The sequence below is a fragment of the Desulfovibrio sp. GTC20076 genome (assembly GCF_055385905.1).
Genome location: NZ_AP039366.1, coordinates 2680497 through 2705134, shown reverse-complemented (window position 1 = coordinate 2705134; position 24638 = coordinate 2680497). Strand labels below are relative to the sequence as shown.

The following is a 24638-nucleotide window of genomic DNA, read 5'->3' as shown; positions in this document are numbered from 1 at the left end:
GAACAGCGCAAGAGAACAGCAACAAAGCTCAGGAGAACAGCATGAAAGATCTGGATCAGGTGGAATTGCCCGAAAACATCCGCTACACCAGCGAGCATGTCTGGCTGCGCATGGACGGCGAAGCGGCCCTTGTAGGCATCAGCGACTTTGCCCAGGACCAGCTCGGCGAAATCGCCTTTGTGGACCTGCCCGCCGAAGGTGCGCATTTCAAGACGGGCGAAGAGTTCGGCACGGTGGAATCCATCAAGTCCGTCAGTTCCCTCTACATGCCTGTTTCCGGCACGGTACGCACCGTAAACAGCGCCCTTGAAGATGCGCCCACCCTTGTCAATGTGGAACCGTACACCGAGGGCTGGATGATCTGCATCACCCCCGACAACCCCGATGACGCCGCAGCCATGACGGACGCCGCAGCCTACCGGGCGCTGCTGGCTGATAACGCATAAGACAGGGCCTGGAGCAGCCATGACGGACGCATCTCTGGCGCTCAGCCACCGGAAAGATCGTGCCTTTGCCCGCAAGGGCCTGACCGTTGCCGCCATAAATGGCATCTTTTTCAGCCTCGACAGTATGCTGCTGAAAACAGGCCTTGGCGGAAGCCCTTTTTGCGATCCGTTGTTCTGGCTGCTCGCCCCCCTCTTTGCCGCGGGTTGCCACGACCTTGCGGCCGCCTGTCTTTCCCTGGGTATCAACACTGCCCAGGGAAAGCGGCGCGAGGTCTTCCGCACCCTGCGCAGCAAGCCCGGCCGCTGGTGCATACTGGGCGCGCTTATCGGCGCGCCTCTGGGCATGGGCGGTTTTCTGCTGGCTCTGGCGCTGGCCGGGCCTGCCTACGCCCTGCCCATCACAACCCTGTACCCCGCCATTGCCGCTGTGCTGGCGCGGGTGTTTCTCAAGGAGCGCATTTCACGACGCACGGGCCTGGGCCTCCTATGCTGTGTTGCCGGAGCCGCCGTCATAAGCTGCGCCCCGGCAGCGGCTGTGCAGGACAGCCCCCATCTGTATCTGGGCATCGCCTTTGCCTTTGTGGCCGCGCTGGGCTGGGCAGCCGAAGGCGTATGCGCTGCATCAGGCATGGATTTTATTGAACCGGGCGTGGCGCTGAACGTCTATCAGATCGTTTCCGCGGCCCTGTATTTCTGCCTCATCATCCCTGTGGCGGCCGCATGGCTTGTGCTGCAGGGGCATGGTTCCGTCCTGGCAGACATGGCAGTCCGCGCTGTGCACAGCCGTGAACTATGGCTTTTTTTCGGCGCTGGCTGGCTCGGCTGCCTGTCTTACCGCTGCTGGTACATGGCCATGAACATGATCGGCGTCAGCCGTGCCATGGCCCTGAACATCACCTACGCCCTGTGGGGCATACTGTTCAGCGTTGTTTTCATGAATGCGCTTGTGACAGGACGGCTGCTGGCAGGTGCGGGACTTGTTTTTTGCGGCGTGGTCTTTGTTATACGCAGCCGCCATGAGGGCATTACCCTGCGCCATGCAGACTGATGACGGACCGCCCGTGAAACCGACAGGATGCCGTATGAACAGACCCCCTTCGCGCACCGTGCGCCTGAATATAGGAGCCATGCTGCTGGACGGCCTGCCCAGAACCGCGGAAGAAATCCGCTCCGGCCTGGCAGGGTTCTACCCCGGTGAGCGGCATCTGTGCACCGAAGCCGTTGAACTGCACTTGCAGGCACTCAGAGCCGTTGGCGTAGTGATGCTGGCAGATCCGGCAGATGACGAGGCCAGACAAGACCTGACCTATGTTCTGAGCGCTGACGGCAAAGCACGCGTACAGCGCAACCTTGAATAAAAGCAGAGGCAGAACGGTACGGCTCAGTGCGCGGAGGCAGAACACCCCTGAGGGCCAAAAAGCACTTATGCCCGACAGGCATACAGCAGGTAAAGGCCCAACGCGCAACACGCACGAACCCGGGCAACATATCCCCACAGTGAATCCCGGCAGATATTTTGCCCAAAAACCAAAACCCTGCACGCTTTTTTGCACTTTTAAAAATAATTCAACTTTTATGCTTGACACCATCAGGTCAAAGGGCTACATATCTACTTCGCAACAACATGTTGTTGCAGACGTGTCGCGGGGTGGAGCAGCTCGGTAGCTCGTCGGGCTCATAACCCGAAGGTCGTAGGTTCAAATCCTGCCCCCGCAACCAGATAATTCAAGCCTTTAGAAGTAATACTTCTAAAGGCTTTTTCTGTTTTTCTAACCTATTTCTAACCAGAAGGCCACAATGCCCTACCCCGTGGGGCGTGGATTGACGCGGCTTTGCTGGGGGTGATGGGGCTTGCGGCGCGGGGCTGGGAATGTGGTGGGAAGAGGAATTTTTGTGCGATTCTCCTCCTCTGGGATGGGGAGAAAAATCGGCTGAGGGACGCGTCCTAACCACGTTCCTAACCATTTTCTAACCAGCGTTTCTAACCAGACACTCCTCAAATACGTTCAAACCCTTCACGAATAACGTGCGCCATAAGTTGTCGACGTTGGGGAAGAAATTCATCGTAGCTCATTTTTTCCCAGCCTTCCGGTAGTGCGTGCCAGTGCGCAAAGCACCGCAGTTCGTCATCTGTAAACTGGCCGCTTTGCATGATCCTTGGCACATAGTCTGACGGTGCGTCATCTTTGATAGTAATATTCTGCGGCCATTCAAGCAGGGCCATGTTGGCGATCTGGTTGGTCTGTCGCACAGCGGTGATGCCGTGTTTTTTCAAAAAACCCTTGGGGAAGAGGTGGTGCCTGTCCAAAAGGGCTTTGCGCGGCTGCAAGCCAGGCTCCATCAATTCCGATATTTTTACCTTGGAAAACAGGACGCGGGCATCGAGCAGGTTGAGCGTGGCAAAATAGGCAGCGAGTTCAGGGCTGCGGGCCGCCGAAGTCGCCATATTGCCGGGCAGTGTAATGTTCCAATAGTCCTGAGTCAGGGTCAAGGCCATCTGGCCTTCCAGATAGGTGACAAACTCCTGCGCGGTGCTGATGTCGCGCAGGGCGGCCATATCTTTTTCCATAACGGATTCAGGGGAGGTGCTGTATCTCGCTGTCAGGGCGCTGGCAAAAAACCAGCGGGCAATGACCTTACGCAATTCTGGCTGTGCGACGCCAAAATTGTGCTTGCCGATCAGAAAGAACGCATAGGCATACACCGCCGCCATGTTGGAGATGAGCAGGTCTTCGCGACGGTAGCCTGCCTGGGTGAGGCAGGTCAGAAAGGCGAACCAGTCAGTCAGGTTCAGAACTTTTGCCTGGGCCTGCTGAAGTTTGTCAAACTGCTCATCGCGTCGTGCCGGGCTGAAGGCGTCGGTTTCCATATCCTTGCCACGCAGCACGGCGTATACGCTTTGCAAGCGGGCACGACGGAAGGCCAGCGCCACGCCAACGCGCAAAAGGTGATCCGGTTCCGGCCTGAACTGGAAATTGAAAGGGACTTTTGCGCCTGCTGCCGGTGGAATGCGGCTTTCACGGGCAAAGCGTTCCAGCTCATGCCGTCCGGTATCCCAATAGACTGACATGAGGGTAAGGATAAAATCTGCCTGGTTCAGGCGTTTACCCATGCTGTTGACCCGCACGAATACCTGCGAGACCTCTTCTTCCGTCATATCCGGCACCAGTTGCAGCACGGTAAAGCTGTATGTGCCCGGTAGGCTGTACAGCTTGTTCAGGGCATTTTTGATATGGGTTTCGTCTTCCGGGCTCAGACTGTCTTCTCCTCGCGCGGCTCTGTACCGGGCAAGGTAGTCCGGCACGATGCTGAACAAGTCCGCCCCCGGTTTCCAGATAACAGAAATATCGGGCAGCCAGGCCGGGTCTTTGGGAGTGGAGGCGTCCGGCACCATGAATTCGTCTTTCAAGGGGTTGAAGGCGATGCGGATGTGTTCGCGTTCGTAGTTGTTACGCAGTACAGCCACGCCTTTGATGACGGCATACAGACCTGTCAGGCGTTGCTGCCCGTCCACAATAAGGCTATGGGGCACGGTCTGATTGGCTTCCCCGATACTGCGCCCGGCCTGGGCATTGTTGCTGGTCAGCCAGAAAAGCAGTGTGCCTACAGGATAGCCCCGGTACATGGAGTCGAGCAGGTCACGCACCTTGGCATTTTCCCAGACAAAGGGGCGCTGGATTTCCGGCAGGGCCAGAATGCCGGAATCAATATTGGCGATGAGCGTTTGCAGCGTATAGGGAATCTGTGTGAAGAGGGACATGGGGGCTCCAGTTACTCATTTTTATCCAAATATGTATGGAGGTTGGCCAATAACGGTATTGTTTCTGCTCTAGTTGAAGCAACTTCACGCGCCAGCTTTTCAATGTTCTTCTCAATGTTTTTCAAGTGCGTTACGGCTTCTACTTGAGGAGTACTAGAGGCGTCAGTCCCTTCAAATGATGTCACTTCTAAAAGACATGTAACAGGAGGCATCCTTTTTCCCTGCCGCTGAAATGAACATATGATTTCAAGTGGGGCATCCCCTAACGCTTTTGCAAGCCCACCATATTGTCCCCAAGTGATCTCACGGGTTTCTCCTGGGCCAAGGCATGGAATTCCTGTAATCAGCGGCCCATTTTCCATCATTGGGGCATCGTCGGCATCTTCAGGGCTTATCCCAAACGCTCTTTCGGGTATGGGCCTATCGGATTGGAATTTAACATTTTCAGCAAGCCCTGGCCCTATATTTTTTACAATCAGCATAAGTACGCTGGGTCTGTCCTTATCATGTGTAACTGTAACAACAACATATGGGTCAAAACGCCCCGCAAAAATCTTCCAACTGATCCAAACATAGGCTCCTGTAACCAACATGAGCACTAAACTGGATAGTGCCGTAATCCACTCACTTTTGATAGATTGCAGTGATGTAAGAACGCAATCCCACATACTACCCCTCCAACCCCTTCAGCGTCATGTTCTCCTGAATCCGGTCATGCGCCACAAGCATATAGCGCCAGGGCTTGCCGCCGTATTTCTGGGCGTGTTCGGTGGCGTGTTGGCACCATGTAATCGCAGCGTGGGCTTTGGCCTGCACTTCGTCTGTGGCGACATGGTCGGCGCGTTTGGGTTCGCACAGGTATTTGCAGTCGGTGGTTTCCACCACAAAGTCCGGCTCATATCGTTCTTCGTGGCTATAGTAGATGCGCAGATCGTTTTTGTTCGGCCTGCACCATTTGAGCACGTCCGGGTCGTTTTCCAGAATCACGGCAAAGCGGCGCTCCGGGTCGGAGTCGAACTTCTGCACGGTAAACAGGCACTTGGTGAAGGTGTCAAAGAGCATAGAGCGAATCTGCGAGCGCTGTCCCTCCGGCAAGGAAATACGAAAGTCGCGCACATCACCGTCAATAGTGTAGCTGCCCTGCTTCAAGGTAGTAAATCCCTTGGTCACATGGGCCTCGTAGCGGGTGGCTTTTTGCGCCCTATGGTTGCGCATCTGGCTGTACACCAAGTCTACCAGGGTTTTCTGGTGGTACTGCAGCACGTTAATCACGGCATCTTCGCTATCCAGATAGCTGCGCAAATGGTCCACCACTTGCCCTGCCAAGTCGCGCCACAGTTCCGGGTTTTCATCATAGCGCACATACTGCATGAGGCCACGCACGATGTAATTTTCCGGGTATTTTTCTTCCGCCAGGGCAAAGCCAGTTTCCAGCAGATAGCGCTGCCCCTGATCGTGCAAATGTTGAATAAGAATTTCCAGCGCCACGGGCTGCAAGCGAACCGCCGACAGATCGAGCGTAAACGGTTTCCAGGTCGTGACCACTTCACCGGCAGGCACCACGACAATGCGCGGAATGTCGATGGAAAGTTCCTGATACAGGCGCGTGGTTTTTTCCACCACATCCAGCGTATTAACCTTTTCCGGTAGGAGGCTCCCCTGAACCGGAGGCAGGATGGTGCTCACTTTACGAGCTATTTCTTTCTGGATTTCGGGCTTCTGCAATTCGTGGCTGCCTTCCAACCGTTCATACTGACGGATGACCTCAAGGGTTGCTGCAGCAACGCGGGCTTCGGCCCCGCTGAAGTCGGCAAAGGGCGTTTTTTTGGCCGTGGCCGCCAGTGACGGCGGTAGAGGCGGCAAATCAAGGGCCTTGACTTCGCCCCCTTCCATCACCGTGGGCACAGCCCCGGTCAACAAGGCGTCCATTGTGGTGGGAGCTGTGACCGCCTTCTTGCCTTCCAGCGGAATGTCCACGCCCAGCACCACCTGCTTTCGGATGACAGAATTCGGGTCATTGGCGTGATCCACAATATCCTTGAAGCGGTCGTGTGAGACGATGGTCAGACGATCCACGGCAGGCACACCGGTGCGGCGGCCATAGGGCAAGCGTAGACCGCGCCCGATGGACTGTTCTACCAATGTACGCGAGTTGGCAGCACGCAACGGTACAATGGTGTAAAGGTTGGTCACGTCCCAGCCCTCTTTGAGCATGTTGACGTGCACTACAATTTCCACCGGGTTAGTTGGGCTTTCCACTGTGAGCAGCTTTGCCACGATGTCGTCACCCTCGCTGCCCTTGCTCTTGGAATGAACAGTGATGACCTTACCCGCGTACTGCCCCTCGAAAAAATCTGTACTTTCCAGCAGGCGCTGCAACTCATCGGCATGGGTTGTGTCTTGGGCCACAACCAGCATGAAAGGTTTGACCACCGCCACATCGTTGTTGCGGGCGTATATTTCCAGCTCGACTTTAGTGTGCTCATGGATGCGCACGCCATCTTCCAGCTTGATGCGCTCAAGGCCGTCTGCTGAATAGTTTTCCGCGTGGAAGTTCTGGCGCGTGGCCACAGCAGGTTCCTTGACAAAACCATCGCGTAGGGCCGCTGCCAACGGGTAATTGTAAATGACATTGCCGAAGGGTTCAGCCTGTTTTGCGCCGCGCTCCACCTGCGGGGTGGCGGTTAGTTCCAGCCCCAGCAATGGCTTTAAATCATTGATGGCGGCAAGCCCCGCATCGGCACGGTAACGGTGCGATTCGTCCATCAACACCACAAGGTCGTCCAGTCCTGCAAGATAGCTGAAGTAGCTCTCGCCAATATATTCGTTGAGCCTTCTCATACGAGGTATCGTGCGACCTACATCGTCTTTGGCGAGCTTGCTGTCTTTGTTGTCCCTGGCGGTAATTTTGGCAATGTTGAAGATATTGATCTGCGCGGTTTCTTCGCGCCGGGTGGAGCGTTGCAGGGCCACGCCGTCTTCGTAATTGTCGCCGGTGATGATGAGCGGCGGATGCGCGGCAAACTCCATGATGCCCTCAAACACATATTTCGGCGTGTTGGGCGAAAAGTCTGTCTTCAGCTTGTCATAGATGGTGAGGTTGGGCGCGATAACAAAGAAATTGCGGATGCCGCGCTCACGATACAACCATGCAATGAAAGCACCCATAAGCCTGGTTTTGCCCACACCGGTGGCAAGGGCGAAACACAGAGAGGGGAAATCTCGGTCAAAACTCTGCACATGGGGAAAGACCGCTTGCACAGCGGCAAGGACACTCTCAAGTTTGGCGTCCCTGCCCAGAGGGGCGGCTTCCCACACGCGGGATAGAATATCCAGCGCTTCGCGTTGCGGCGAGCGCAGGGCAAGGGCATTGGCAATGGCTTGAACGGCGCTCATTCCGCACCCCCTTGGGGAAGATCAAGCAGGGAAATTTGCCCGGAAGCCTCGGCCTTTTTGCCCCTTGCCGTTCTGACCGTTCGTTCTGCGGGGGCAGATGGTTGCGGTTCCACCTGGGGCAGGTTCTTAACATTCAGGCTGTAGTCGTCGTGATCCCATTCATAGCGTTTGAGCAGAGCATTAGGCATGATGCTGAGGTTGATATTTGGAAAAAGCTCTGCATTCGCTTCCGGGCAAGGGGGGCAGCAGATGAGCAGCGAGCGCGATTCCCCCACCTGATCGCTGATGTATTGGAGTATTTCTGTGGTCAGCGTCTGGGTGGTGACGTAGATGTGGCTGTTTTTGTGGCCTTCGCCGTGCATCCAGAACCAGTCTGCGCTGGGAGCGTAGCGGTAGCCGTGGAGTTTGCACACGGCTTCGGCCAGCATTTCGGCGTTGAAGGCCGGATTGATGATAGGAATATCCCACGGATCGAGTTTGATGAGGCTGGGGGCCAGCTCATAAAAGCGGAATCCGCCGCCACCCTGCCAGTTTTGCGCCTTGGTGATGCCACCGGGGTCTTCACCGTTGATGACCTTTTGCAGACGCGGGATGCAGTGGGTATAGCAGTGCTCGCCCAACTCAATGCCAATCCAGCGGCGGCCCATTTTGTGAGCCACGGCAGCGGTGGTGCCGGAACCGAGGAATGAGTCGAGCACGATGTCGCCGGGGTTGGTGGCTATTTCAATAATGCGAGAAGCTAGCCTTTCTGGCTTTGGCGTATCAAAAGGAATTACATTATGAAATAATGCTTGTATTTCACGTTTAGCTTCTTGCGAATGGCCTACTTCAGTATGAGGCCACCAGCTACGTGGAACGAGACCTGACTGTACTTCAGACAGAAAAAGTTTAATTGCTGGTACGTTGTTGCCATCGGGTCCAAAAATAATTCTACCATCTTGAACCAATTTCCAGAAAATATCTTCAGTCATACGCCAGTGGCTTCCCTTTGGCGGACTTACTTTACGCCCAGAAGGGGTTGTTATGGTGTACATAAGCCCTTCATGCCGTTCTTCCGCAGCAAAAATAGGGCCTGATCTCCAAGGACCGCGATGGTCATTGTCGGGATTTGTGTACTTTGAAGAGCTCTTTTCATCTCTCGGTAGCAACCTACGTATATTTTTCCACTCCAATCCCATTGGAGAGTATACAAAAATATAGTTGTGTGCTGGAGAAATCGCCGCAGCATTACTTCTTCCATAGAAATTTTCCCACACAATAGAGGAAACAAATGATTTTCTGCCAAAAATTTCATCACACATTACTTTCAGATAATGCGCCTCATGGTCATCGATAACTATCCATATTGTGCCATCTGGCGTGAGCAATTTCCATAAAATATCCAACCGATCCCGCATCAAGCTCAACCACAACGAATGTTCTACGCCATCATCATAATGTTCAAAGGCGCTGCCGGTATTGTAGGGCGGGTCAATATAGATACACTTGACCTTGCCAGTGAACTCCTGCTCCAGCGCCTTTAGGGCCAGCAGGTTGTCACCATGGATGAGCATGTTGTCGAAAATATCTTTGTCGGACACCCGTTGCGGTGCGTGATATGACCTGGCCGGGTCTTCGAGTAAAATGCGCGGCTCAAGCTTGGAGCGAACGTTTTTGCCAATCCAAGTAAGTTCAAGGCGTTGTTTGGGCATGATGGATTCCAGAAATTAAGAGATTGCGTTGATAAGCGTTGTAGCAATTTTCATGACTACCTCGAAGCTCAAGTCAACACCCTTATCTACAGATTTTTCCTTAACTTTTTCCCAAATTGAGGAAGATTGAATGTGCGCCAGCAGGTCGTGTCCTTTCCAAGTTAATTTCACATTGAGAAGCTCCCAGTGTGAAAATGATACGGCTGGCATGCCAGTAATGAACTCGGCATCGAGCAACAGTTCAATATGATATTGTTGTATTTTTTCTTCTTGTTTTACAATTGGAAGCTCAAAAGTATATCCATCGCCTTCCTGTGCTTGCTCAATTTTAATGAGCAATCCTCTGATAACTTCCCAGTCTCTTTTCATGACCCTGCCCCCAGTCGCAGCATCACTTTCTTGGCAGTCTCTGCCTGCACAAATATCCCGGCCCCAAGCCAGTCATCAATGGCTTTGCCTGCCAGCACGAGCAGAGCTTCTTTGCCCCCGGCCGCTTTGACAAGAGGTTTGTCAATTTTATCAATACATACATTCATGGCTATATCGGTAGAAATTTGTTGACCTGGGCGTTGGCGAATTTCCCGTATTAAGATGCCAAGCATGCGCCCTATGATCTCTTCTTGAATATCTGAAAGGTGGGAATTGCCGGTGGAGTCTGCCATAGGGGGGACAGCTTTTGATGCTTCAGAGTTTGGAGTATTTCCTGCGCTTAAAAGCGACAAAAGTTCCTTGGGTACAGCGGGTTGTGTGGATTCAATCCGTATTAATCTGGTGCCAGTGCTACGGGCAAGGCGCTCCGCTTCTTTGGCGGATGCTTGCAGGCTGCCCTGCACCAATTCTAAAAATGCGCTATCCGCTTCAGTTTGTGTGCGCATGGCTTCCTCCTGAGGCAAGCAAGATTGGGCTTGCCCCCTTATTGTCATAAACAGCCCACTGGTCAACAAGCGCCGTATAGTGGGGCAGATTGGCAAGCCCGGCATGGAAACGGCGAATGATGACCTCGTCCGGAATATGGTGCCCGCCCTGACTCACTCGCGCAGCCACACGAGCGATGGCGGTTTGGGCATCCGGCAGTGTCAGAAACACCAAGCTGATATGGTAGCCCAGACTTTGCCAGTACGGTATTTTGTGCAAGTAACCTTTGCCCGCCAGTGTGGTTTCAAGGCAGAAGCTTTCCCCTTGGGCCACCAGCTTTTCAATTTGCCGCAGCATAATCTTGCCTGCCTGGACGGCTTCCAACTCTGGCGCAAAGGGTGAAAGGCCGCTGGCAATGAGATCGGCATTCACAAAATGCACCAGAGATTGCGTTGCCGGGATGAAAGAGCGGGAAAAGGTTGTTTTTCCTGCTCCGTTTGGCCCGGCAATGAGAATGATATGCTTGGTGTGCATCATGAGCTACTCTTTATACATCCCTACAGGACAATCACTTGGACGAGAAAGATTCCACTTCTGAATTAAAAGTGGTTTATTTGGCTTCCACCATCCGTAAACAATATTTTGCGTTCGATTAGACAAAAGTCCGTCTAGTAAGCTACAGTCTGCAATCGTTAATAAGCCATTTTCGTTTCCATATGAAACATGAAAATGGGGCGGGGCATGTTCTTTTGAATTTATCGTCAGTTTTACGCCCTTAGTAACGGAGACTAGACCTTTTATTTCGTAAAATTCGCCTGTTTCAGTTGCTGAAAAAGGCCCTGTAAGAAGCTCCTGTAAAATACTACAAGCGTCTTCAAATGTCGCACAAATAGCCAGGTCTCTTTCTAGTTCATCTAAATATCGCCTGCGGCTGGTATCTTGTTCCATAGCTACACCACCCTCCACCGTGCCACAAACAGCCGCTCTTCTTCCACCGCCTGACGCAAGCGGGCTTCCACGGCGTTCAGAAGCTCGTCTTTGCGATCCTCCACGTTGTCCTGCGCCTCAAAGAGGCGTTTGCGCATGTCGTTGCGCTTGGTCTCCAGCACCTTGATGTGGCGCTGCGCGGCAACCTTGGCATCCAGCGAGGCAGCTTTGCGGGCATCGGCCTTATGCTGACGGATGGCGCGATCCATGTCTTCGATCTGGTATTCAAGGTGTTTTTTGCGCTCATCGGCCCAGCGTTCGAGCTTGTCCATTTCTTCTTCAAAAAAGACAGCGTTGCGTTCAGAGGCAGCGGCCAGAATGGCGGATTGTTGCGCCGCCAGAGCCTGTTGCAGCGGGGCAGGGGGCTCGCAGGGAGAATACAGCGGGTTCATCTGTGCAGGCAGTTCAAAAAGGCGTCGCGTCAGTTCGGCGTCCAGGGCTTCATCTTTATCGGTGTAGCCAGCAAGTAGTAAGTATTCTTCAACTTCCAGAGCGGTGAGGCGTAAACGATGCACAGCCAAAAAGCCGCCACGGCCCTTGAAAGGCTCCAGCACGGCAATATTTTTTCCTGAGCCGGACAAATTGAACACCAGTTCCGCAGGTGGCAGGGCCGTAGTCTTGGCGTGTTCGAGCATCCACACAGCCAGGGGGTGCCCGCAGTGAAAGTGCTCGCCTTCTCCGCCAAGTTTGAGGGCATAGCGCCCGGCGGGCAGGGTTTTCGCAGGAGGCGCAGCCAAGGTGAAGGCAAGCTGTGCCTCGTTGAACGTAGCTTGGCGACTCTCTGCAAACACTGCCTTTGTCAGCTCCCACAAAAGCCGTTCAGCCCTGTCCAGCCCGGCAGCCACTTCGGCCTTGTAGACATGCAACTTTTCCGCAACTTCCGCGTCAAAATGCTCCAGCAGTTTTTGCCGGGCCGTTGACAGACCTTCTTCAATATCCTGCGAGAGTGAGGCTTGCAGGGCATCAAACGAAGCCTGGATGGCATCCTGCGTGCGGCAGGTCTGGTAGATTTCTGCGATACGCTTTTCAAAGTCCACACCGGATTCGATGCTGCCCAGCACCTCGTCACTGGCTCCAAATACGCCGCTGAACAGTTGGAATTTTTCCGAAAGGATTTCAAATACCCGCTTGTCCGCCGCATTGTTGCGGTTGAGGAAGTTGACCACTACCACATCGTGCTTCTGACCATAGCGATGGCAACGGCCGATGCGTTGTTCGATGCGCTGGGGGTTCCAGGGCAGGTCATAGTTGATGACCAGAGAGCAGAATTGCAGGTTCACCCCTTCACTGGCCGCTTCCGTGGCGATCATGATGCTGGCGCGGTCGCGGAACTCTTCCACCAGGGCGGCGCGCACATCCACATCTCGGCTGCCGGTGCTTTGGTGCCGCGCTTTCCAGGCTGTATAAATGTCCGTGGTGCGCCTGTCGCTGTTGCTGCCGTTGAAAAGCAGCACCTGACCAGCATAGCCGTTTTGGTTCAGCAAGTCATAAAGGTATTTCTGGGTACGGCGCGATTCGGTAAAAATAATGGCCTTGGCCGCGCCGCCAAGCTCCTGCGTCATGCCAAGGCCTGTGGCAAGGGCCTGCAACAGAGCCTTGCCCTTGGCGTTGTCCGTAATGCTCTCCGCCCTGAAGAGCATGGTACGCAGGGTGTGTATTTCGTCCCGGATGGCTTGCTCTTCATGGGGCAGAGGAATGGTCTGACCGGGGATGCCGTAGAGGGCCGGTTCTTCTTCCAACGTCAGCCCCGCGCCCTCAAAATCTTCCAGAATGGGGTTTTCCGGTGCATCGCCGTTTTTTCCGGCAGCCCATATCGCGTAGTTATGCAGGATAAAATCAAGCCGCTCCAGCATGGTCTTGAGTGCCCCGGCAATGGCATAGCTGGATGAGGCCAGAAGCTTGCGCAGCACCAGCACCATGAGAGAACGCTGCCCGGAAGGCAAAGCCCAGAGCTTTTCCTGCTGCAAATACGCTGAAACCCTTTGGTACAGGTCTTCTTCTTCAGGCGAGAGGGTAAAATCCTGCGTATGAGCGCGGCGTTCAGTATAGCGCACATATTCGAGCACCTGCCGCCGCAGCGTGCGCTTGCACACCGGGGCAAGGCGGGCTTTTAGATCGGCAAAACCAGCCTCGTCCAACACGCCGGGGTGAACGTATTGTGCCCGAAAGGTTTTGATGTCGCTGAAAATATGCGGGTCAATAAAACTCACCAGGCCATAGAGTTCGTTCAGCGAGTTTTGCAGGGGGGTTGCCGTGAGCAAGAGCTTGGGCGCGTCGATGAGGGCACGCTGCAAGTCTTTGGCCACGGCATTATTTTTTTTGTACACATTGCGCAGTCGGTGCGCTTCATCAATGACCACCAAATCCCAGGCAATGAGTCGCAGCAGGTCGGCCTTTCTGCGGGCAAAGTCATAGGACGCGATGACGATTTTTTTCGTACTGAACGGATTGGGATGCCCGGCATTCTGCACGGTTTCAAAAAGCTGTTTGTCGAGAATAACCGAGGGAAGCGAAAATTTTTCCCACAGCTCTTGCTGCCACTGGCTGCGCAGGGACGCAGGGGTGATGATACAGATGGCGCGTTTGCGCTCTGCCCATTTCTGGGCCAGCACAATGCCTGCCTCGATGGTTTTGCCGAGCCCCACTTCATCTGCCAAAATAGCCCCTTTGGACAGGGGCGAGCGAAAAGCAAACAGTGCCGCGTCGATCTGATGGGGGTTCAAATCCACCCGCGCACCCATAAGCGTGGGGATAAGATTTTCCACATTTGACGCTGTTCGACGAAGGGTGAGTTCGTGAGCAAAAAGATTGGCATGGTATGGCGTTGACATGCTTTAATTTTATACGAAAAGTCTTTATCGCGCAATGCAGCCAGGGCAAACGGGATAGGTACGGCCAAAGTGTTATCGCCCCATGCCCGGCCCCCTTTCACGCTGCCGCTCCCGCAATTTCTCTACTTGTCGGGCAACAGCGCGTTCAGCCGCATTAACAAGGGCTGCAAGCTCTCGTACACAGCGTTCAAGCGCGTCAAGTGCCCGGTTAAGGCCGCTTGTTCCGCTTGCAGGGTGCGGACTGCGTTCTTGAGGTTCGTCAACTCCCCGCTGTGTTGTTGCAAGGTCTGAGAATGGGCTCTCTGATCGTTGCGCAGAAGCTGTTCTGTTTGCGCCAGGGATTCTTTGAGCATGCGTTCTAGTTCCGTCATGGCTCACTTCCTCACGATTTTCCAGGCGTCGCGTTTGCCCAGGCTGCCGCCATAGATGATTTTCCAGCCCTCCGGGGTCAGCAGATAGTCCTGGCCGCCAGTCCGGTAAGGCTCCAGGCCCTTGAAGGTGCCCCATAGCTGGGAGCTCTGTGCCTCCAGGGATTCTTTCCGTTCCGTGAGCGTCGCTATCTCGCTCCGCAGTTTCGAGACCTGTTTCCCGGCCAATGTCAGCAAGCCCCAGCCCCCCAGACCAGCGCCCATCAGGATGCTCAGGCTCAGGAGCAGGCTGCGCAAGCATGTCCAGCAAAAGGCGCGGTTCAGCGTCCGGCTGCGGGAGCTGAGGCTGTTTTCCAAGTTCCCAAGCTGGGCGAGGATAGCGGCTTCGGTTGTACTGAGCGCGTTTTGCGATGACTGCCGCAAGCTCTCGCTCAAGGCGCTGAATTGTTGCCGGGTCAGGTTCTCCATCTCTTGCCGCTCCTGTTCGGCCCTGGCCCTCACTCGTTCTGCCAAAGAACTGGCTGAAGTTCCAATGTTCTGCATACATGCCTCCTTTCAGGCGAAGTTTTTCCCCGCTGTCGGGGTCTTTGACGGTAATGTACTCCTTGCCTACCCTATTGATTTCTAGCCCGGCCTCCTGCAAGGCGGTGAGCACCTCGGCGCGATTTGACGCTTGCCCGTGCTCCACTTTGTCTTGCATGTATTCGTGGATGACCTCCTTGGCAGCGGCTCTATCGTCCGGCTTGGGCGTCTTGCCCCAACGAAGCAGCCGTGCTCGGTGCAAATCCGCATGGGCGGGCGTGTACATGCGGGTGCGGGCCGGATCGTCCGGTCTGGCCCAGCCTGCCCGGTGGTTGTGCAGGTCGCGGAATACATCAAAATGTTTCTGCCAGCCGGGCGGGCAGGGGTTGAATGCCTTGCCGCTGACTAATTCCACACGCGGAATCACAAAGTGCAACTCGTGGTGCCCGGCATGAGCATGGCGCACCCAAAGGATATTGCGCTGATCCGGCGCAAGCCCCGCGAAGGCCAGCCGCTCGAAATCATCCATAACGCGCTGTTCTTGTTCCGGCGTTACCTTGTCCTCCGGATGCCAGGAAAGCACCCCGGCGGTGAATTTCCATTTGGTATCCAACGAGTCAATGAGGCCGCGAGTGGTTTCCACATCCCCGCGCAGCACTTCTGGCGGCGATTTGTCACGGCCCGGATAATCTGGGCGCACAAGGTAGTTGGTCGGCCCTTCGCCCGCGCCCTGGCCGTGAGGGAAGACTTTCATGTACATGGCGAGTCCTCTGGAGTGGATGCGGGCGGCGGGGGTGTGCCTGTTCGGACAGCATTTTCGAGGCTGACCAGGGTGGCGAGCACGTCCAGAGCTTCGGCGCGGCTCTTGTGGATGTTGGCCCAGCGGGCAAGCTGATTGAGGTTCGCGCCGATGCGGGCGAGCTGCCGGACGCGTTCCTTTTCCAGAGGCGTCTGCCGCAGGCGATAGTCCAGGGCGCGCTGGCGGATGAAATCCGTCACGGTCTGGCCCTGGACAGCGGCCTTGGCGGCGATGGCTTCCTTCTCCGCCGGAGTGACGCGCAACTTAATCCACGCGCTGCGGGTGTCGCGCTCCGGCTTCATGGCTTTGGCCTTTGGGTTTTGATGGGGGTCGAGGGGGCGAAGCCACTCGCCAGCCCCGGCAGTGGGCACCGCGTCAGCGTGTGCCCACAACGGGTAGGCTGGCCCTCGCCTTTAACGCCATAGGTCGGCACGCAACGCTCTACGCCTGCGAAATATGAAAAAAGCGAAAGAAGCGAAAAAAGCCTCATGAGCGGGCCTCCCTTTTTTCGCTAAATTCGCCTTTTTCGCTTTGTTCGCCCCCCTCTCGTAATTCGCGCAACGCTATTATGAGCCGGGGGCGGCCTGCATTTTTCTGTTTCTGAATGCTGATGTGCTGTTGCCCCTCCAGTTGTTGCAGCAGCGGTTGCAGACGCTTGCGGGGCACATGGCGGTTGAGGGCGGCGCTGAGTTCTGTGGCTGTGAGCGGCCCGGCCTTGAGTGCCGCCAGCACCTTTTCCTCCAGCGGATCAGCCACGCGGTCGCCAAAAATATACAGTGCCGATTCCTGCGCATAGTTCCACATGGCCAGGGCGGCTTGCAGATGATTTTCGGCAATCCGCTCCGCGCCGTCCAGCAAGGTGTAGATGAGGGCAAGCCGCAAGGTCTGGGCCTCGGCGCGGTTGATGATGCTCCCGGCAAGGCCGCTGTGCTCCCGCGAAAGCTCGGTGTACAGGCTTTCCCACAGCGCCACAGCGGGCGGCGTCATGGTCATGGTTCCGCGTCGCTGGGCAAGGCCCACCAGCCGCCAGAGTTCGCGCTGCAACGGGGCCAGCTCCGCGTCCGGCATCCGTGCGGGCAACGGCACCAGCTTGGCGCGGCGGGCACAAATCCACAGGAAGCGGTTGCCGAAACCGTTGACGGCCTGCACCTCGCCCAGGCACACGGCCAACTCCTGCATGGTGATGTGGGTCAGAATACTGATGTGCGCCGCCCGCACGGTCACGGGGTTGTTTTTGGTGAGCGGCGCGTAGTCGCCAGAATCCCAGAAGCAGCGGATGCCCATAGAGAGCGTGTTGCCCTCGCGCTTGGTGCAGGCCAGCCCGCTGGCGAATTCTTCGTCCAGAATGATGAGGCGCTTGTCACCCTTCTCGCGGATGGGCTCGTTGGGATTCTGGCGCTGGTGGCGCTCGCGCTCTTCGTCGGATTCGTCGCGCACATGATGGGCCAGCCCCTCGCCGGTGGAAAGCGGGCCGCCGCTCTCCCTGGCGGGCAGGGCCACGCCCCAGCCTTTGAGGTCGGCAGGTTGGCAGTAATCGCGGGCAAAGAGTTTGGCCACGGGATGGCGCGACGTGCCCTTACGGGCCTTGCTGGAATTGCCGCAGATGACGGCAAAGAGGCGCGGCGGGTGGACGGTCTCGCCGATATAAAAGTGCGGACCGAGGCTGGAGCAGCCGCCATAGCTGTAAACCTCCGCGCCGAACCGCACCAGGGCGGTGACGCACACCGCCGCCGGATCGGCTTCGCTGTCGCGGGTGGCAAGACGCACAAAGTCGCCCAGCAAGCCGGGGCAGGCATCCCAGGAGAAACGCGGCCATTCTCTCAAGGTAAGGTCGTCGGTGTCGGGCGCGGGCGGTGGGGGATCGACCGAAGGCGGCGAAGCCGTGCCCTTTGGCAAATCTTCGAGCCTTACGGGCATCGAGAGCAGAGATGTGTCTGCCTGCATTGCGGCCACATGGCCGCCCACGCGCGATGCAACGGAGCGGTGGAAGTCTTCCACCGTCAACGCCTCCTGCAACGTGGCGTGTGGGTTGAAGCCATCCGGGGCCGGGTCGGCCACATCCCATTTCTTAGGAAAATTCGCTGGCGGCAGCACCACACGGATGCTGGCGGCCTTGCTGCGCAGCAAAGTAACTATTTCCAGCGCGGCCTTAAAGCCCGGCTCGTCGTTATCTGGCCAGATGATGACGGCACGGCCCGCCAACGGCGACCAGTCCGCCTTGCCTACGGCATTGGCTCCGCCGCTCCAGGTGAGCACAGCGTGCTGTGGGAAGAGAGCTTGGGCTGCGTCAGCCGTCTTTTCGCCCTCCGCCAGCAGCACGGGGCCGGTTGTGCATTGAAGGCCGGGCAAGCCATACAGCGGGCGCGGCTCCGGCAGAGCCTTCCATGCCCATTGGGCATGGCCCGTGCCGTACTGCCCGAAGCACAGCGGCAGGATAACCTTGCCATCCGGGGTTTCAAACCGGGCCACATAGCCAAGGGTTCGGCCCTGGCCATCGGCATAGCGCCACAAGGCAGAGGCCTGTCCGTGCTGTGCATGCCAACGCGGGGGCTGAGGCGCGGCATCCGGCACGGGCAGGATCACGCTGAACGCGGCGGGCTGCCGGAGCGGCTGCGGCACGCTCTGGCCTACGCTTAGATGGTACAGCCGCGCCAACTCCTGAGCGGCCTCGCCCTGGCGCATATTCCAGATTTTGGCAGCCAGGGCGATGACATCGCCCCAGCTTTCGCCCGTGGCAAAGTCGCTGCCCTTGGCTGTTTCCAGATTGGTGGCGCAGGACGTGCCCGCGCCGCCCTGCAACGATGCGCACACATACTCCCTGCCGAACACTCGCCCACCGGGCAGAAGCGCGGCCAGCACCTCCGGCAGACGTGAGGCAAGGGCGGCTTTGACCTGCTCGAAGATGCTGGTCATTGGCCACCACCCAGTTGAGGGGCGGTGTCGGTGGTATGCACGCCCCGCGTGGCGAACCAGGCTTCCAATTCGGCCAGATCATACATGACGCGGCTGCCGAGCTTGAAATAACGCGGGCCTTTCTTGCGGCAGCGCCACAGTTCCAGGGTGCAGGGTTTCACGCCGAGATAGGCGGCTGCTTCTTGGGTGTTGAGCTTTTTGCTGGGCATGGTGAATCTCCTTCTATGGGGTTGCATGGTTCTCGGTGCGGACAAAACAGCCCGGATGCGAAAACGTAGCCCGTCATCAAAGGAGAAAAAATTGACCTATCAGAAAAGCCTAAACAAAACCTCCCTGTCTCAGCTTGAGATAGGGAGGTTTTCTGCTTTGTCGTTTTTATTCAGACAATTACCATAGGAAAAGTCCATCGCGCAACAAAGCTGACCCACTCAGGTTTCCGCGTTTTCCCCGCTCTGGCAAGGCGCGCCTCCATGGTTGATGTATTCCTTGGGCATTGCCTCACGGAAAAGTTCCACATAAGCGGCAGGAGCGGTTTCTATGCCACGCAATTTGCCAATAGCCAGGTATTTGCGCTTGATGTCTTCGCGAGAGAGGGTGCGTGGCGGTTTCACCTCGCGGGTGACGTTATGGGCAAGCGCAATAAGTACAGCCATGTGCTTTTGCACGTCTTCAAGCTGCAATTTCAAGCGCCCTGCGCTCCCTGAGGCAGATGTGTATTGGCCCTTAACCTTCTTGTTCTCTTGGCGTAAGTCAGCATTCATCTTTTCGAGAACCGCTAGTTGGGCAGCGCTGCTGTCACTACCCTGCGCAGGGTAGCCCCATTTACTTTGCTCCGCCTGGATGATGGATTGAATTTCATCATAATCGCAGCAGTAATACGCTGAGCCAAAAGCGTTTAGCCGGTCAGAACGAAAAAATAGCGGGGAAAGGAACGTTGAAATGATTTTACAGGGCACACCGTCTGTGGCGTCTTTCCCAAGAGGAATTCTTGACCGGTACACGTTAATATCGTGGTGCCTAAGCACCTTAATACTTTCCTTATGGGTAGTGGCGTGCAACAAGCGCATGGCTTCGTTGAGGCGAATCGCCTTTGGCAGTGTCGTTGTCCCCCAGAGAGAAAAAAAGTGGTACACCAGCAAGCAGAAAGGAGCTGTCACCAAAGCTCCCCCAAGAAGCACGATTATTGCGAGCGCACCGAGGTCGTACATGGATGCGTCTACGACAGCCTGACGCAAAAGAGTAGCGCATATGATGGCAGTCGCATATAGCCCCAATGCAGCCACGATTGCCACTGCCATAAAGCGAATGGTGCTGATGGCATTACGGTTTTGTGCAGGGTTCATACCAGCACTTCCCACTTGCCGCCCTTGGCCGGGCCGACACGGCGGATGGTTTTGGCGCGGCGCAGATTGGCAATATGCTTTTCGACAGCCCGTGAGCTGATGCCCAGCGTCGCGGCGATTTCAGGTATGCTGATAGAAGGTTGGCCCTGCATGAGTTCTATAATTTTCCCCGAACTTTTCCCCGAACTACCACCAGAAAAGTTCGGGAAAAATACTGGCGCAGCAGCGGCCGACACCAAGTCTTCCGAGGCCTTACGCCGAACCGTCGCCTTGAACAAACACCCGTCATGATCGTCCAAAAATTCGATGTCCGGCCAGTTCTTCATGGCGCGTTTGATACCGGAACCAAGCCCGTGATACGGCAGGAGCCCCTTTGCCACATAGGACACCAGGATTGGATTGCGGATATTGGAGTTTCCGGCTTTGATTTTTTCCACTGTCAGGTTGTTGGGCAGGTGACCGGGGCTGATGATCTCAATGCGGTTGTCAAAAATGAAAATGCGTATGGCCGCGCTGACCAGATAATCACGATGCACAAGGGCATTGACCAACAGCTCTTCAAAAACGCTTTCGGGAATTTCTGGCTGACCCGGCGAGTTCACGCCGCGCCCCGCCTGCACTTTATGCAGGTTGCGCATGATGAACGACTGTGCCCCGTCAAACACCTGCCGCAGTGGGCCGGAAAAATCTTCGGCATCCACATAGGCGCTGGCATGAATCGCATTGCCGGGGTAGCGTATGGCCTTGACCACAAACTGCGGCACAATCCATTCCGGTCGCTCGGCAAACATGAGCACCCCGGCAAGGTTCAGAACGCCGTTGTCCGTGGCAAGGTTCATGTTCTGAAGCAAACGGGTCAGATCTTCCGGCGCGTCGGGGAAATCCTGCTTGTACACGTCCCGCAAAAAATCCCGAAAGCGCAGCCTGTCCAGCTTGTCAATGCTCGCTTTGGTGGGCAGCTCGTCAGCGTGGAACTGTGAACTGATCTGAAACAGGCGGCGTAACTCCTCTTTGGAGTTCACCCGGCGCTTGTCGGAGCCTGCTTTCAGCCAGATGACACCATTTTTGTCAAAATACGGCTTATCCAGCCCCTTGGGCACGCTGAGCACGATCACCAGATTGCCGTTTGCCAGCAGCACGTTTTCGGTGAGAACGGTCAGCGGGCTGCGCACCAACCGGCTGGCGGCATTGCTGATAAGCTGATTGATGCGGGCCACATCCTCGCGGGGAAGACCCGGCATGTTGCCGTGATCCGACACGCCAAGGTAGATGGTGCCGCCGTCTGTATTGGCAAAGGCCGCCATTTCGGCCGCCAGGGATTCGGCATTGTGGATGTCGGCTTTGAATTGGCGAGAACTGTCTTCGCCGAGGGCAACCTGAGCGAGCAAGTCATATTCGGTAAGGGGCATGCGGTCCTCACTGCGTAGATTCTGTTGTATTCTGGCGGCATCATACTGTGCCAAAGCATAGCTGCATAGTGGCGAGATGGAGGGGGTCACAGCCCGGCCAGGATTTTCGCCGCCGCGTTGCCCGCTGCCGTCATGGATTCGGGCAGAAACTGGCCGTATTTCTTCTTGGTGAACTCGGCGTTCTTGTGGGTGAGCATTTCCGCGATCATGTCCAAGGTAAATTGGCCGCTGTTGGCCAAGGTCACGGCGAAGTGATGCCGCAGCCCGTGGAATGGCCGGAACTTGGGCGGCAGGTTGGCGGCCTTGCGGATGGTGTCCACGGCGCTGCAATCCTTGCGTAGGGCACCATCCTTGCCGGGAAAAACATAAGGGCTGCCGGGAAAACGCTCATCCTTCCAGGCCAATTGGGCTCGAATGACCTCTTCAGCCACGTTACTGAGGCCGATGGACACGGATTTGCCGCCCTTGGGGTCGCGGATGCGGATAAGCTTCATATGGAAGTCGAGGTCGCCCACTTCCAGCTTGAACATCTCACCGCGCCGCATCCCGGTGAAGAAGGCCAGCAAGAGCATGTTGGCCACGTCGCGCACGGGCCATTCCCTGAGCACGGCCAGAAAGCGCTGGGCCTCCTCCGGCTTCAGGTATTCAATGACCTCGTTATCCTTGACGGGCATTTCAATCTGAAAGCTCAGGGCCGGGCAGCGATTGGTCTTGTAGCCGAAGTTGACGATGCGCCGGAGCAGCTCAAGGACATTCCACACGGTGGCGGGCTTACGGTCGCTCAGGGACTTGCGCAGTTCCTCAATAACCTGGGGCGTGATCTCACTAACAGTACGCTTGCCGCAGAGCGGGAGCAGGTGGTTCTGATAACGATTTTTGTCGGTGACAATGCCCTTGAGCGCAGGGCCTTTGATTTCAAAATAAGCGTCACCAATTTCTTGAAAGGGGCGGTTCTTTTCGCTCTGCTCCCGGCGTATCTCTTTGGCGGTTTTGACTTCTTCACCGTGCCGCACAGCCTTGACGCGCTTGGCGCGGATTTCCGCCGCCACTTCCGCGCTATAGCCTTCGGAGATTCTGCCGACTTTTTCCCAGATCAGGCGTCTGCCCGAACGGAAGTTGATGTAGAAGCAGAGGTCTGGTGACCCGTTGTGCATTTCTGTTGTCTCGTAGACATATACCCCGGCCCATTTCTTCGGATGGTAGCGTCTTTTCTGCGTGGCCATGTCGTTTGCCCGGCGGAAATAGTGCGTTTTTCGGTTTTCTAACCACCGATTTCTTTCTAACCTATTTCTAACCACGGCGTCAAATTTATCCCATTTCGTTCGGGTTCAATCGAAGATTTACTATTTATAACACGCTGGAAATAAATGAATATCAAAGTTCATTCTAACCAATCAAAGCCCTTCTAAAGCCATCAAAAAGGGCTCATAACCCGAAGGTCGTAGGTTCAAATCCTGCCCCCGCAACCAGATAATTCAAGCCCTTACGGAGACGAACCGTAAGGGCTTTTTCTTTTGTCAGCGGTTCACAATGTGCTCCCTCAGGGGGTGCTACTTCTTTGCCTGCTGGCGTGCCACCGCCGGATCATCCCCTAAGGTCGGCTGCGAGCCTTACCGCCTGCGCAGCCTGCCCGCCGATACCCACAAGACAGGACGAGCCAAGCTGTCCCCACGCTGTACAACGATATCCATGCTCCGCGCTCTGAGGTTTTTCATACAAAAGCTGCGCACTGCACCTCGGTGCAGTGCGCAGGCTTTTCCATATGCGGGATGCCCTTGCTGTGGCGGGCCTTCACACACGCTTCGCAGTTTACGGCCTACAGGATTCGCTCCTGGCTGTTTTTCGCCCTCTTACAGATAGGGAGAGAATATCCAGCAGCCCGCATTGCGCAGCTTCGCGGGCAGGGACAGGTTTTTCAGTTCTTCTGCCGTAATTTCCCTGCTTTTGCCGATGACCTGATCAATGTAGCCCGCGACCTCCCCGCAAAAACTCGTGTCGAATATTTCCATATTCAGTTCAAAATTGAGCCGCAGGCTGCGTGTATCCAGATTGGCCGAACCTATCTGGCTGTAGTAATAGTCGACAGTAAGCAGCTTGGTGTGCGCAAAGGGTGGTGGCTGATACCAGACGCGCACGCCCGCCTCAAGCAGGGTGGGCAGCAGGCGGAACTGCGCCCAGTGAACGTAAAAAAGGTTGTTCTTGGCCGGAAGCACCACCTGCACATCCACGCCGCGCTGAGCCGCACTACGCAGGGCCGACACAAAACCGTGCGACGGCAGAAAATAGGGCGTCATTATACGCACGGACTGACGGGCCGCGTTGATCACGCCGCAGTAAATATCGTTAAGTACATCGGCTTCGGAACCCGGCCCATCCATAATAATGCGGCAGCGGCTTTCACCGGCGGGCAGGGTGCTGGCCGGAGGCAGGGGGGTATACCTGCCTGTGCAGAACCCCCAGTTGAGCAGAAAGGCCCGCCGCAACTGGTCCACAATGGGCCCCTGACAGTGGAAGTGCACGTCCTGTACATACTTGGTCTTTCCGGCGGAAATATTGTCGTCTGAAATATTCATGCCACCGGTAAAGGCAGTATTGTCGCAGACAAGCATCTTGCGGTGGTTGCGCAGATTGATGCTGAAATTTGGCGGAAACAGGCGCGGCGGAAGAAACATGGCTACGTTTACTCCACGCTCAGCCAGTTTTTTCCAGGGCTTGCGCCAGGAGTAAAGCATGCCGATACCGTCCACCAGCAAACGCACGTCAACCCCGCGCTCTGCGGCTTCGGCCATGGCATTGCCGAAATCCGTAGCGGTTTTGCCTGCATTAAAGATGTAGGTGCAGAGAAAAACCTGCTCCTTGGCCTCGCGTATGGCCTTGAGCATGGCAGGATAGGCTTCGTCGCCATTGTGCAGAGGAGTCAGGGAATTACCACTGCACAGGTGCTGCTCTGTCAGGCGGCGGCCGATGCGCTCCATGCTGATGATGTACTCGGGCACGTCCTCCGGCGGCAGTTCGGGAAAAGGAGGGTGAGCATAATCCGGCTCAAGAGGTTGCTGCTGACGCATCATGCGGCTGGCATGACTTTCTGCCCTGCTGATGCCGAATGTGGCGTACAGCAACGGTCCCACAAGGGGCAACAGCAGGGCCGTCACCGTCCAGCCCAAAGCCGCCCGCGGGTCATGCTTGGTAAGCAGGGCATGACAAACCGCAACCCAGGACAGCACATGCACGCCTATGAGAACCAGTGTTTCCAACACTCCGATAATCATTCAGTATCCTTTGCAAATTTTACACGCCAGCCTGTCGCCGTGCATGGCG

Annotated in this window: 21 protein-coding genes, 1 tRNA gene and 1 pseudogene; 4 read left to right on the top strand and 19 right to left on the bottom strand. The window is 56.1% G+C overall.

All coding sequences use genetic code 11. The features are described from left to right. The first annotated feature begins 41 nt into the window (after window positions 1-41). From gcvH to ACZ495_RS11840, 4 genes are all read left to right on the top strand, one after another. Window positions 42-446: a glycine cleavage system protein GcvH gene (gcvH, locus tag ACZ495_RS11855; RefSeq protein ID WP_464262318.1), complete on the top strand. Its 405-nt coding sequence runs from the start codon at window positions 42-44 to the stop codon at window positions 444-446. Between the two features lie 19 nt (window positions 447-465). Next, entirely contained in the window at window positions 466-1494 is a 1029-nt protein-coding gene (locus tag ACZ495_RS11850; RefSeq protein WP_394026873.1) for a DMT family transporter, read from the top strand. A gap of 34 nt (window positions 1495-1528) precedes the next feature. Further along, entirely contained in the window at window positions 1529-1804 is a 276-nt protein-coding gene (locus ACZ495_RS11845; RefSeq protein WP_464262317.1) for a hypothetical protein, read from the top strand. 284 nt (window positions 1805-2088) lie between these two features. Then, window positions 2089-2165: transfer RNA gene (locus tag ACZ495_RS11840), tRNA-Met, on the top strand. A 277-nt stretch (window positions 2166-2442) separates the two neighbouring features. Here ACZ495_RS11840 and ACZ495_RS11835 read toward each other — a convergent pair. The 19 genes and pseudogenes from ACZ495_RS11835 to ACZ495_RS11745 form a co-directional block, all read right to left on the bottom strand. Next, window positions 2443-4206 (bottom strand): GmrSD restriction endonuclease domain-containing protein, encoded by a 1764-nt coding sequence (locus ACZ495_RS11835; protein WP_092153376.1) that lies wholly within the window; start codon window positions 4204-4206, stop codon window positions 2443-2445. 11 nt (window positions 4207-4217) lie between these two features. Beyond that, window positions 4218-4874: a hypothetical protein gene (locus tag ACZ495_RS11830; protein ID WP_464262316.1), complete on the bottom strand. Its 657-nt coding sequence runs from the start codon at window positions 4872-4874 to the stop codon at window positions 4218-4220. A 1-nt stretch (window position 4875) separates the two neighbouring features. Next, window positions 4876-7602, bottom strand: coding sequence for a DEAD/DEAH box helicase (locus tag ACZ495_RS11825; protein ID WP_464262315.1), 2727 nt, complete (start codon window positions 7600-7602; stop codon window positions 4876-4878). Further along, entirely contained in the window at window positions 7599-9293 is a 1695-nt protein-coding gene (locus tag ACZ495_RS11820) for a site-specific DNA-methyltransferase (protein ID WP_464262314.1), read from the bottom strand. Before ACZ495_RS11820 ends, ACZ495_RS11825 begins: the two co-directional genes overlap by 4 nt. Window positions 9294-9308: 15 nt before the next feature. After that, window positions 9309-9662, bottom strand: coding sequence for a DUF2513 domain-containing protein (locus ACZ495_RS11815; protein WP_464262313.1), 354 nt, complete (start codon window positions 9660-9662; stop codon window positions 9309-9311). Next, on the bottom strand, window positions 9659-10168 hold the full coding sequence (locus ACZ495_RS11810; RefSeq protein ID WP_464262312.1) for a hypothetical protein: 510 nt from the start codon (window positions 10166-10168) through the stop codon (window positions 9659-9661). The genes ACZ495_RS11815 and ACZ495_RS11810 overlap by 4 nt, the downstream gene beginning before the upstream one ends. Beyond that, window positions 10152-10685: a zeta toxin family protein gene (locus tag ACZ495_RS11805; protein WP_464262311.1), complete on the bottom strand. Its 534-nt coding sequence runs from the start codon at window positions 10683-10685 to the stop codon at window positions 10152-10154. The genes ACZ495_RS11810 and ACZ495_RS11805 overlap by 17 nt, the downstream gene beginning before the upstream one ends. 3 nt (window positions 10686-10688) lie before the next feature. Then, on the bottom strand, window positions 10689-11096 hold the full coding sequence (locus tag ACZ495_RS11800; RefSeq protein WP_464262310.1) for a DUF4160 domain-containing protein: 408 nt from the start codon (window positions 11094-11096) through the stop codon (window positions 10689-10691). 2 nt (window positions 11097-11098) lie between these two features. Beyond that, window positions 11099-13900, bottom strand: a complete 2802-nt coding sequence (locus ACZ495_RS11795) for an SNF2-related protein (RefSeq protein WP_464262309.1) — start codon at window positions 13898-13900, stop codon at window positions 11099-11101. Window positions 13901-14088: 188 nt separating this feature from the next. Beyond that, entirely contained in the window at window positions 14089-14337 is a 249-nt protein-coding gene (locus ACZ495_RS11790; protein WP_464262908.1) for a hypothetical protein, read from the bottom strand. A gap of 3 nt (window positions 14338-14340) precedes the next feature. Continuing rightward, a complete protein-coding gene (locus ACZ495_RS11785) occupies window positions 14341-14877 on the bottom strand; it encodes a hypothetical protein (protein WP_464262907.1) in 537 nt (178 codons plus the stop codon). Window positions 14878-15223: 346 nt separating this feature from the next. Then, window positions 15224-15610, bottom strand: a pseudogene (locus ACZ495_RS11780) (relaxase/mobilization nuclease domain-containing protein); the annotation flags it as partial. Continuing rightward, window positions 15607-15957: a MobC family plasmid mobilization relaxosome protein gene (locus ACZ495_RS11775; protein WP_464262308.1), complete on the bottom strand. Its 351-nt coding sequence runs from the start codon at window positions 15955-15957 to the stop codon at window positions 15607-15609. The pseudogene ACZ495_RS11780 and the gene ACZ495_RS11775, both read right to left, overlap by 4 nt. A gap of 184 nt (window positions 15958-16141) precedes the next feature. Further along, window positions 16142-18568: a hypothetical protein gene (locus ACZ495_RS11770; protein ID WP_464262307.1), complete on the bottom strand. Its 2427-nt coding sequence runs from the start codon at window positions 18566-18568 to the stop codon at window positions 16142-16144. Next, window positions 18565-18777 (bottom strand): helix-turn-helix transcriptional regulator, encoded by a 213-nt coding sequence (locus ACZ495_RS11765; protein ID WP_464262306.1) that lies wholly within the window; start codon window positions 18775-18777, stop codon window positions 18565-18567. The genes ACZ495_RS11770 and ACZ495_RS11765 overlap by 4 nt, the downstream gene beginning before the upstream one ends. A gap of 219 nt (window positions 18778-18996) precedes the next feature. Continuing rightward, window positions 18997-19911 (bottom strand): hypothetical protein, encoded by a 915-nt coding sequence (locus ACZ495_RS11760; RefSeq protein WP_464262305.1) that lies wholly within the window; start codon window positions 19909-19911, stop codon window positions 18997-18999. Next, the gene (locus ACZ495_RS11755) at window positions 19908-21320 is read right to left on the bottom strand and encodes an RNA-binding domain-containing protein (protein ID WP_464262304.1); all 1413 of its coding nucleotides are present in this window, start codon (window positions 21318-21320) and stop codon (window positions 19908-19910) included. Before ACZ495_RS11755 ends, ACZ495_RS11760 begins: the two co-directional genes overlap by 4 nt. 86 nt (window positions 21321-21406) lie before the next feature. Beyond that, on the bottom strand, window positions 21407-22543 hold the full coding sequence (locus ACZ495_RS11750) for a tyrosine-type recombinase/integrase (protein ID WP_464262303.1): 1137 nt from the start codon (window positions 22541-22543) through the stop codon (window positions 21407-21409). Between the two features lie 627 nt (window positions 22544-23170). Continuing rightward, window positions 23171-24589 carry a phospholipase D-like domain-containing protein gene (locus ACZ495_RS11745; RefSeq protein ID WP_072312045.1) on the bottom strand — a complete coding sequence of 473 codons (1419 nt, stop codon included), beginning with the start codon at window positions 24587-24589 and terminating at the stop codon, window positions 23171-23173. Between the last annotated feature and the right edge of the window lie 49 nt (window positions 24590-24638).

What these genes read in the sequence shown, in the direction of transcription:
- ACZ495_RS11765 (WP_464262306.1), bottom strand. Translation starts at nt 18,777, where the DNA reads ATGCCCAGCAAAAAGCTCAACACCCAAGAAGCAGCCGCCTATCTCGGC.
- ACZ495_RS11755 (WP_464262304.1), bottom strand. Translation starts at nt 21,320, where the DNA reads ATGCCCCTTACCGAATATGACTTGCTCGCTCAGGTTGCCCTCGGCGAA.
- ACZ495_RS11830 (WP_464262316.1), bottom strand. Translation starts at nt 4,874, where the DNA reads ATGTGGGATTGCGTTCTTACATCACTGCAATCTATCAAAAGTGAGTGG.
- gcvH (WP_464262318.1), top strand. Translation starts at nt 42, where the DNA reads ATGAAAGATCTGGATCAGGTGGAATTGCCCGAAAACATCCGCTACACC.
- ACZ495_RS11820 (WP_464262314.1), bottom strand. Translation starts at nt 9,293, where the DNA reads ATGCCCAAACAACGCCTTGAACTTACTTGGATTGGCAAAAACGTTCGC.
- ACZ495_RS11800 (WP_464262310.1), bottom strand. Translation starts at nt 11,096, where the DNA reads ATGGAACAAGATACCAGCCGCAGGCGATATTTAGATGAACTAGAAAGA.
- ACZ495_RS11805 (WP_464262311.1), bottom strand. Translation starts at nt 10,685, where the DNA reads ATGATGCACACCAAGCATATCATTCTCATTGCCGGGCCAAACGGAGCA.
- ACZ495_RS11760 (WP_464262305.1), bottom strand. Translation starts at nt 19,911, where the DNA reads ATGAACCCTGCACAAAACCGTAATGCCATCAGCACCATTCGCTTTATG.
- ACZ495_RS11745 (WP_072312045.1), bottom strand. Translation starts at nt 24,589, where the DNA reads ATGATTATCGGAGTGTTGGAAACACTGGTTCTCATAGGCGTGCATGTG.
- ACZ495_RS11750 (WP_464262303.1), bottom strand. Translation starts at nt 22,543, where the DNA reads ATGGCCACGCAGAAAAGACGCTACCATCCGAAGAAATGGGCCGGGGTA.
- ACZ495_RS11815 (WP_464262313.1), bottom strand. Translation starts at nt 9,662, where the DNA reads ATGAAAAGAGACTGGGAAGTTATCAGAGGATTGCTCATTAAAATTGAG.
- ACZ495_RS11785 (WP_464262907.1), bottom strand. Translation starts at nt 14,877, where the DNA reads ATGCAGAACATTGGAACTTCAGCCAGTTCTTTGGCAGAACGAGTGAGG.
- ACZ495_RS11790 (WP_464262908.1), bottom strand. Translation starts at nt 14,337, where the DNA reads ATGACGGAACTAGAACGCATGCTCAAAGAATCCCTGGCGCAAACAGAA.
- ACZ495_RS11835 (WP_092153376.1), bottom strand. Translation starts at nt 4,206, where the DNA reads ATGTCCCTCTTCACACAGATTCCCTATACGCTGCAAACGCTCATCGCC.
- ACZ495_RS11850 (WP_394026873.1), top strand. Translation starts at nt 466, where the DNA reads ATGACGGACGCATCTCTGGCGCTCAGCCACCGGAAAGATCGTGCCTTT.
- ACZ495_RS11845 (WP_464262317.1), top strand. Translation starts at nt 1,529, where the DNA reads ATGAACAGACCCCCTTCGCGCACCGTGCGCCTGAATATAGGAGCCATG.
- ACZ495_RS11770 (WP_464262307.1), bottom strand. Translation starts at nt 18,568, where the DNA reads ATGACCAGCATCTTCGAGCAGGTCAAAGCCGCCCTTGCCTCACGTCTG.
- ACZ495_RS11775 (WP_464262308.1), bottom strand. Translation starts at nt 15,957, where the DNA reads ATGAAGCCGGAGCGCGACACCCGCAGCGCGTGGATTAAGTTGCGCGTC.
- ACZ495_RS11825 (WP_464262315.1), bottom strand. Translation starts at nt 7,602, where the DNA reads ATGAGCGCCGTTCAAGCCATTGCCAATGCCCTTGCCCTGCGCTCGCCG.
- ACZ495_RS11810 (WP_464262312.1), bottom strand. Translation starts at nt 10,168, where the DNA reads ATGCGCACACAAACTGAAGCGGATAGCGCATTTTTAGAATTGGTGCAG.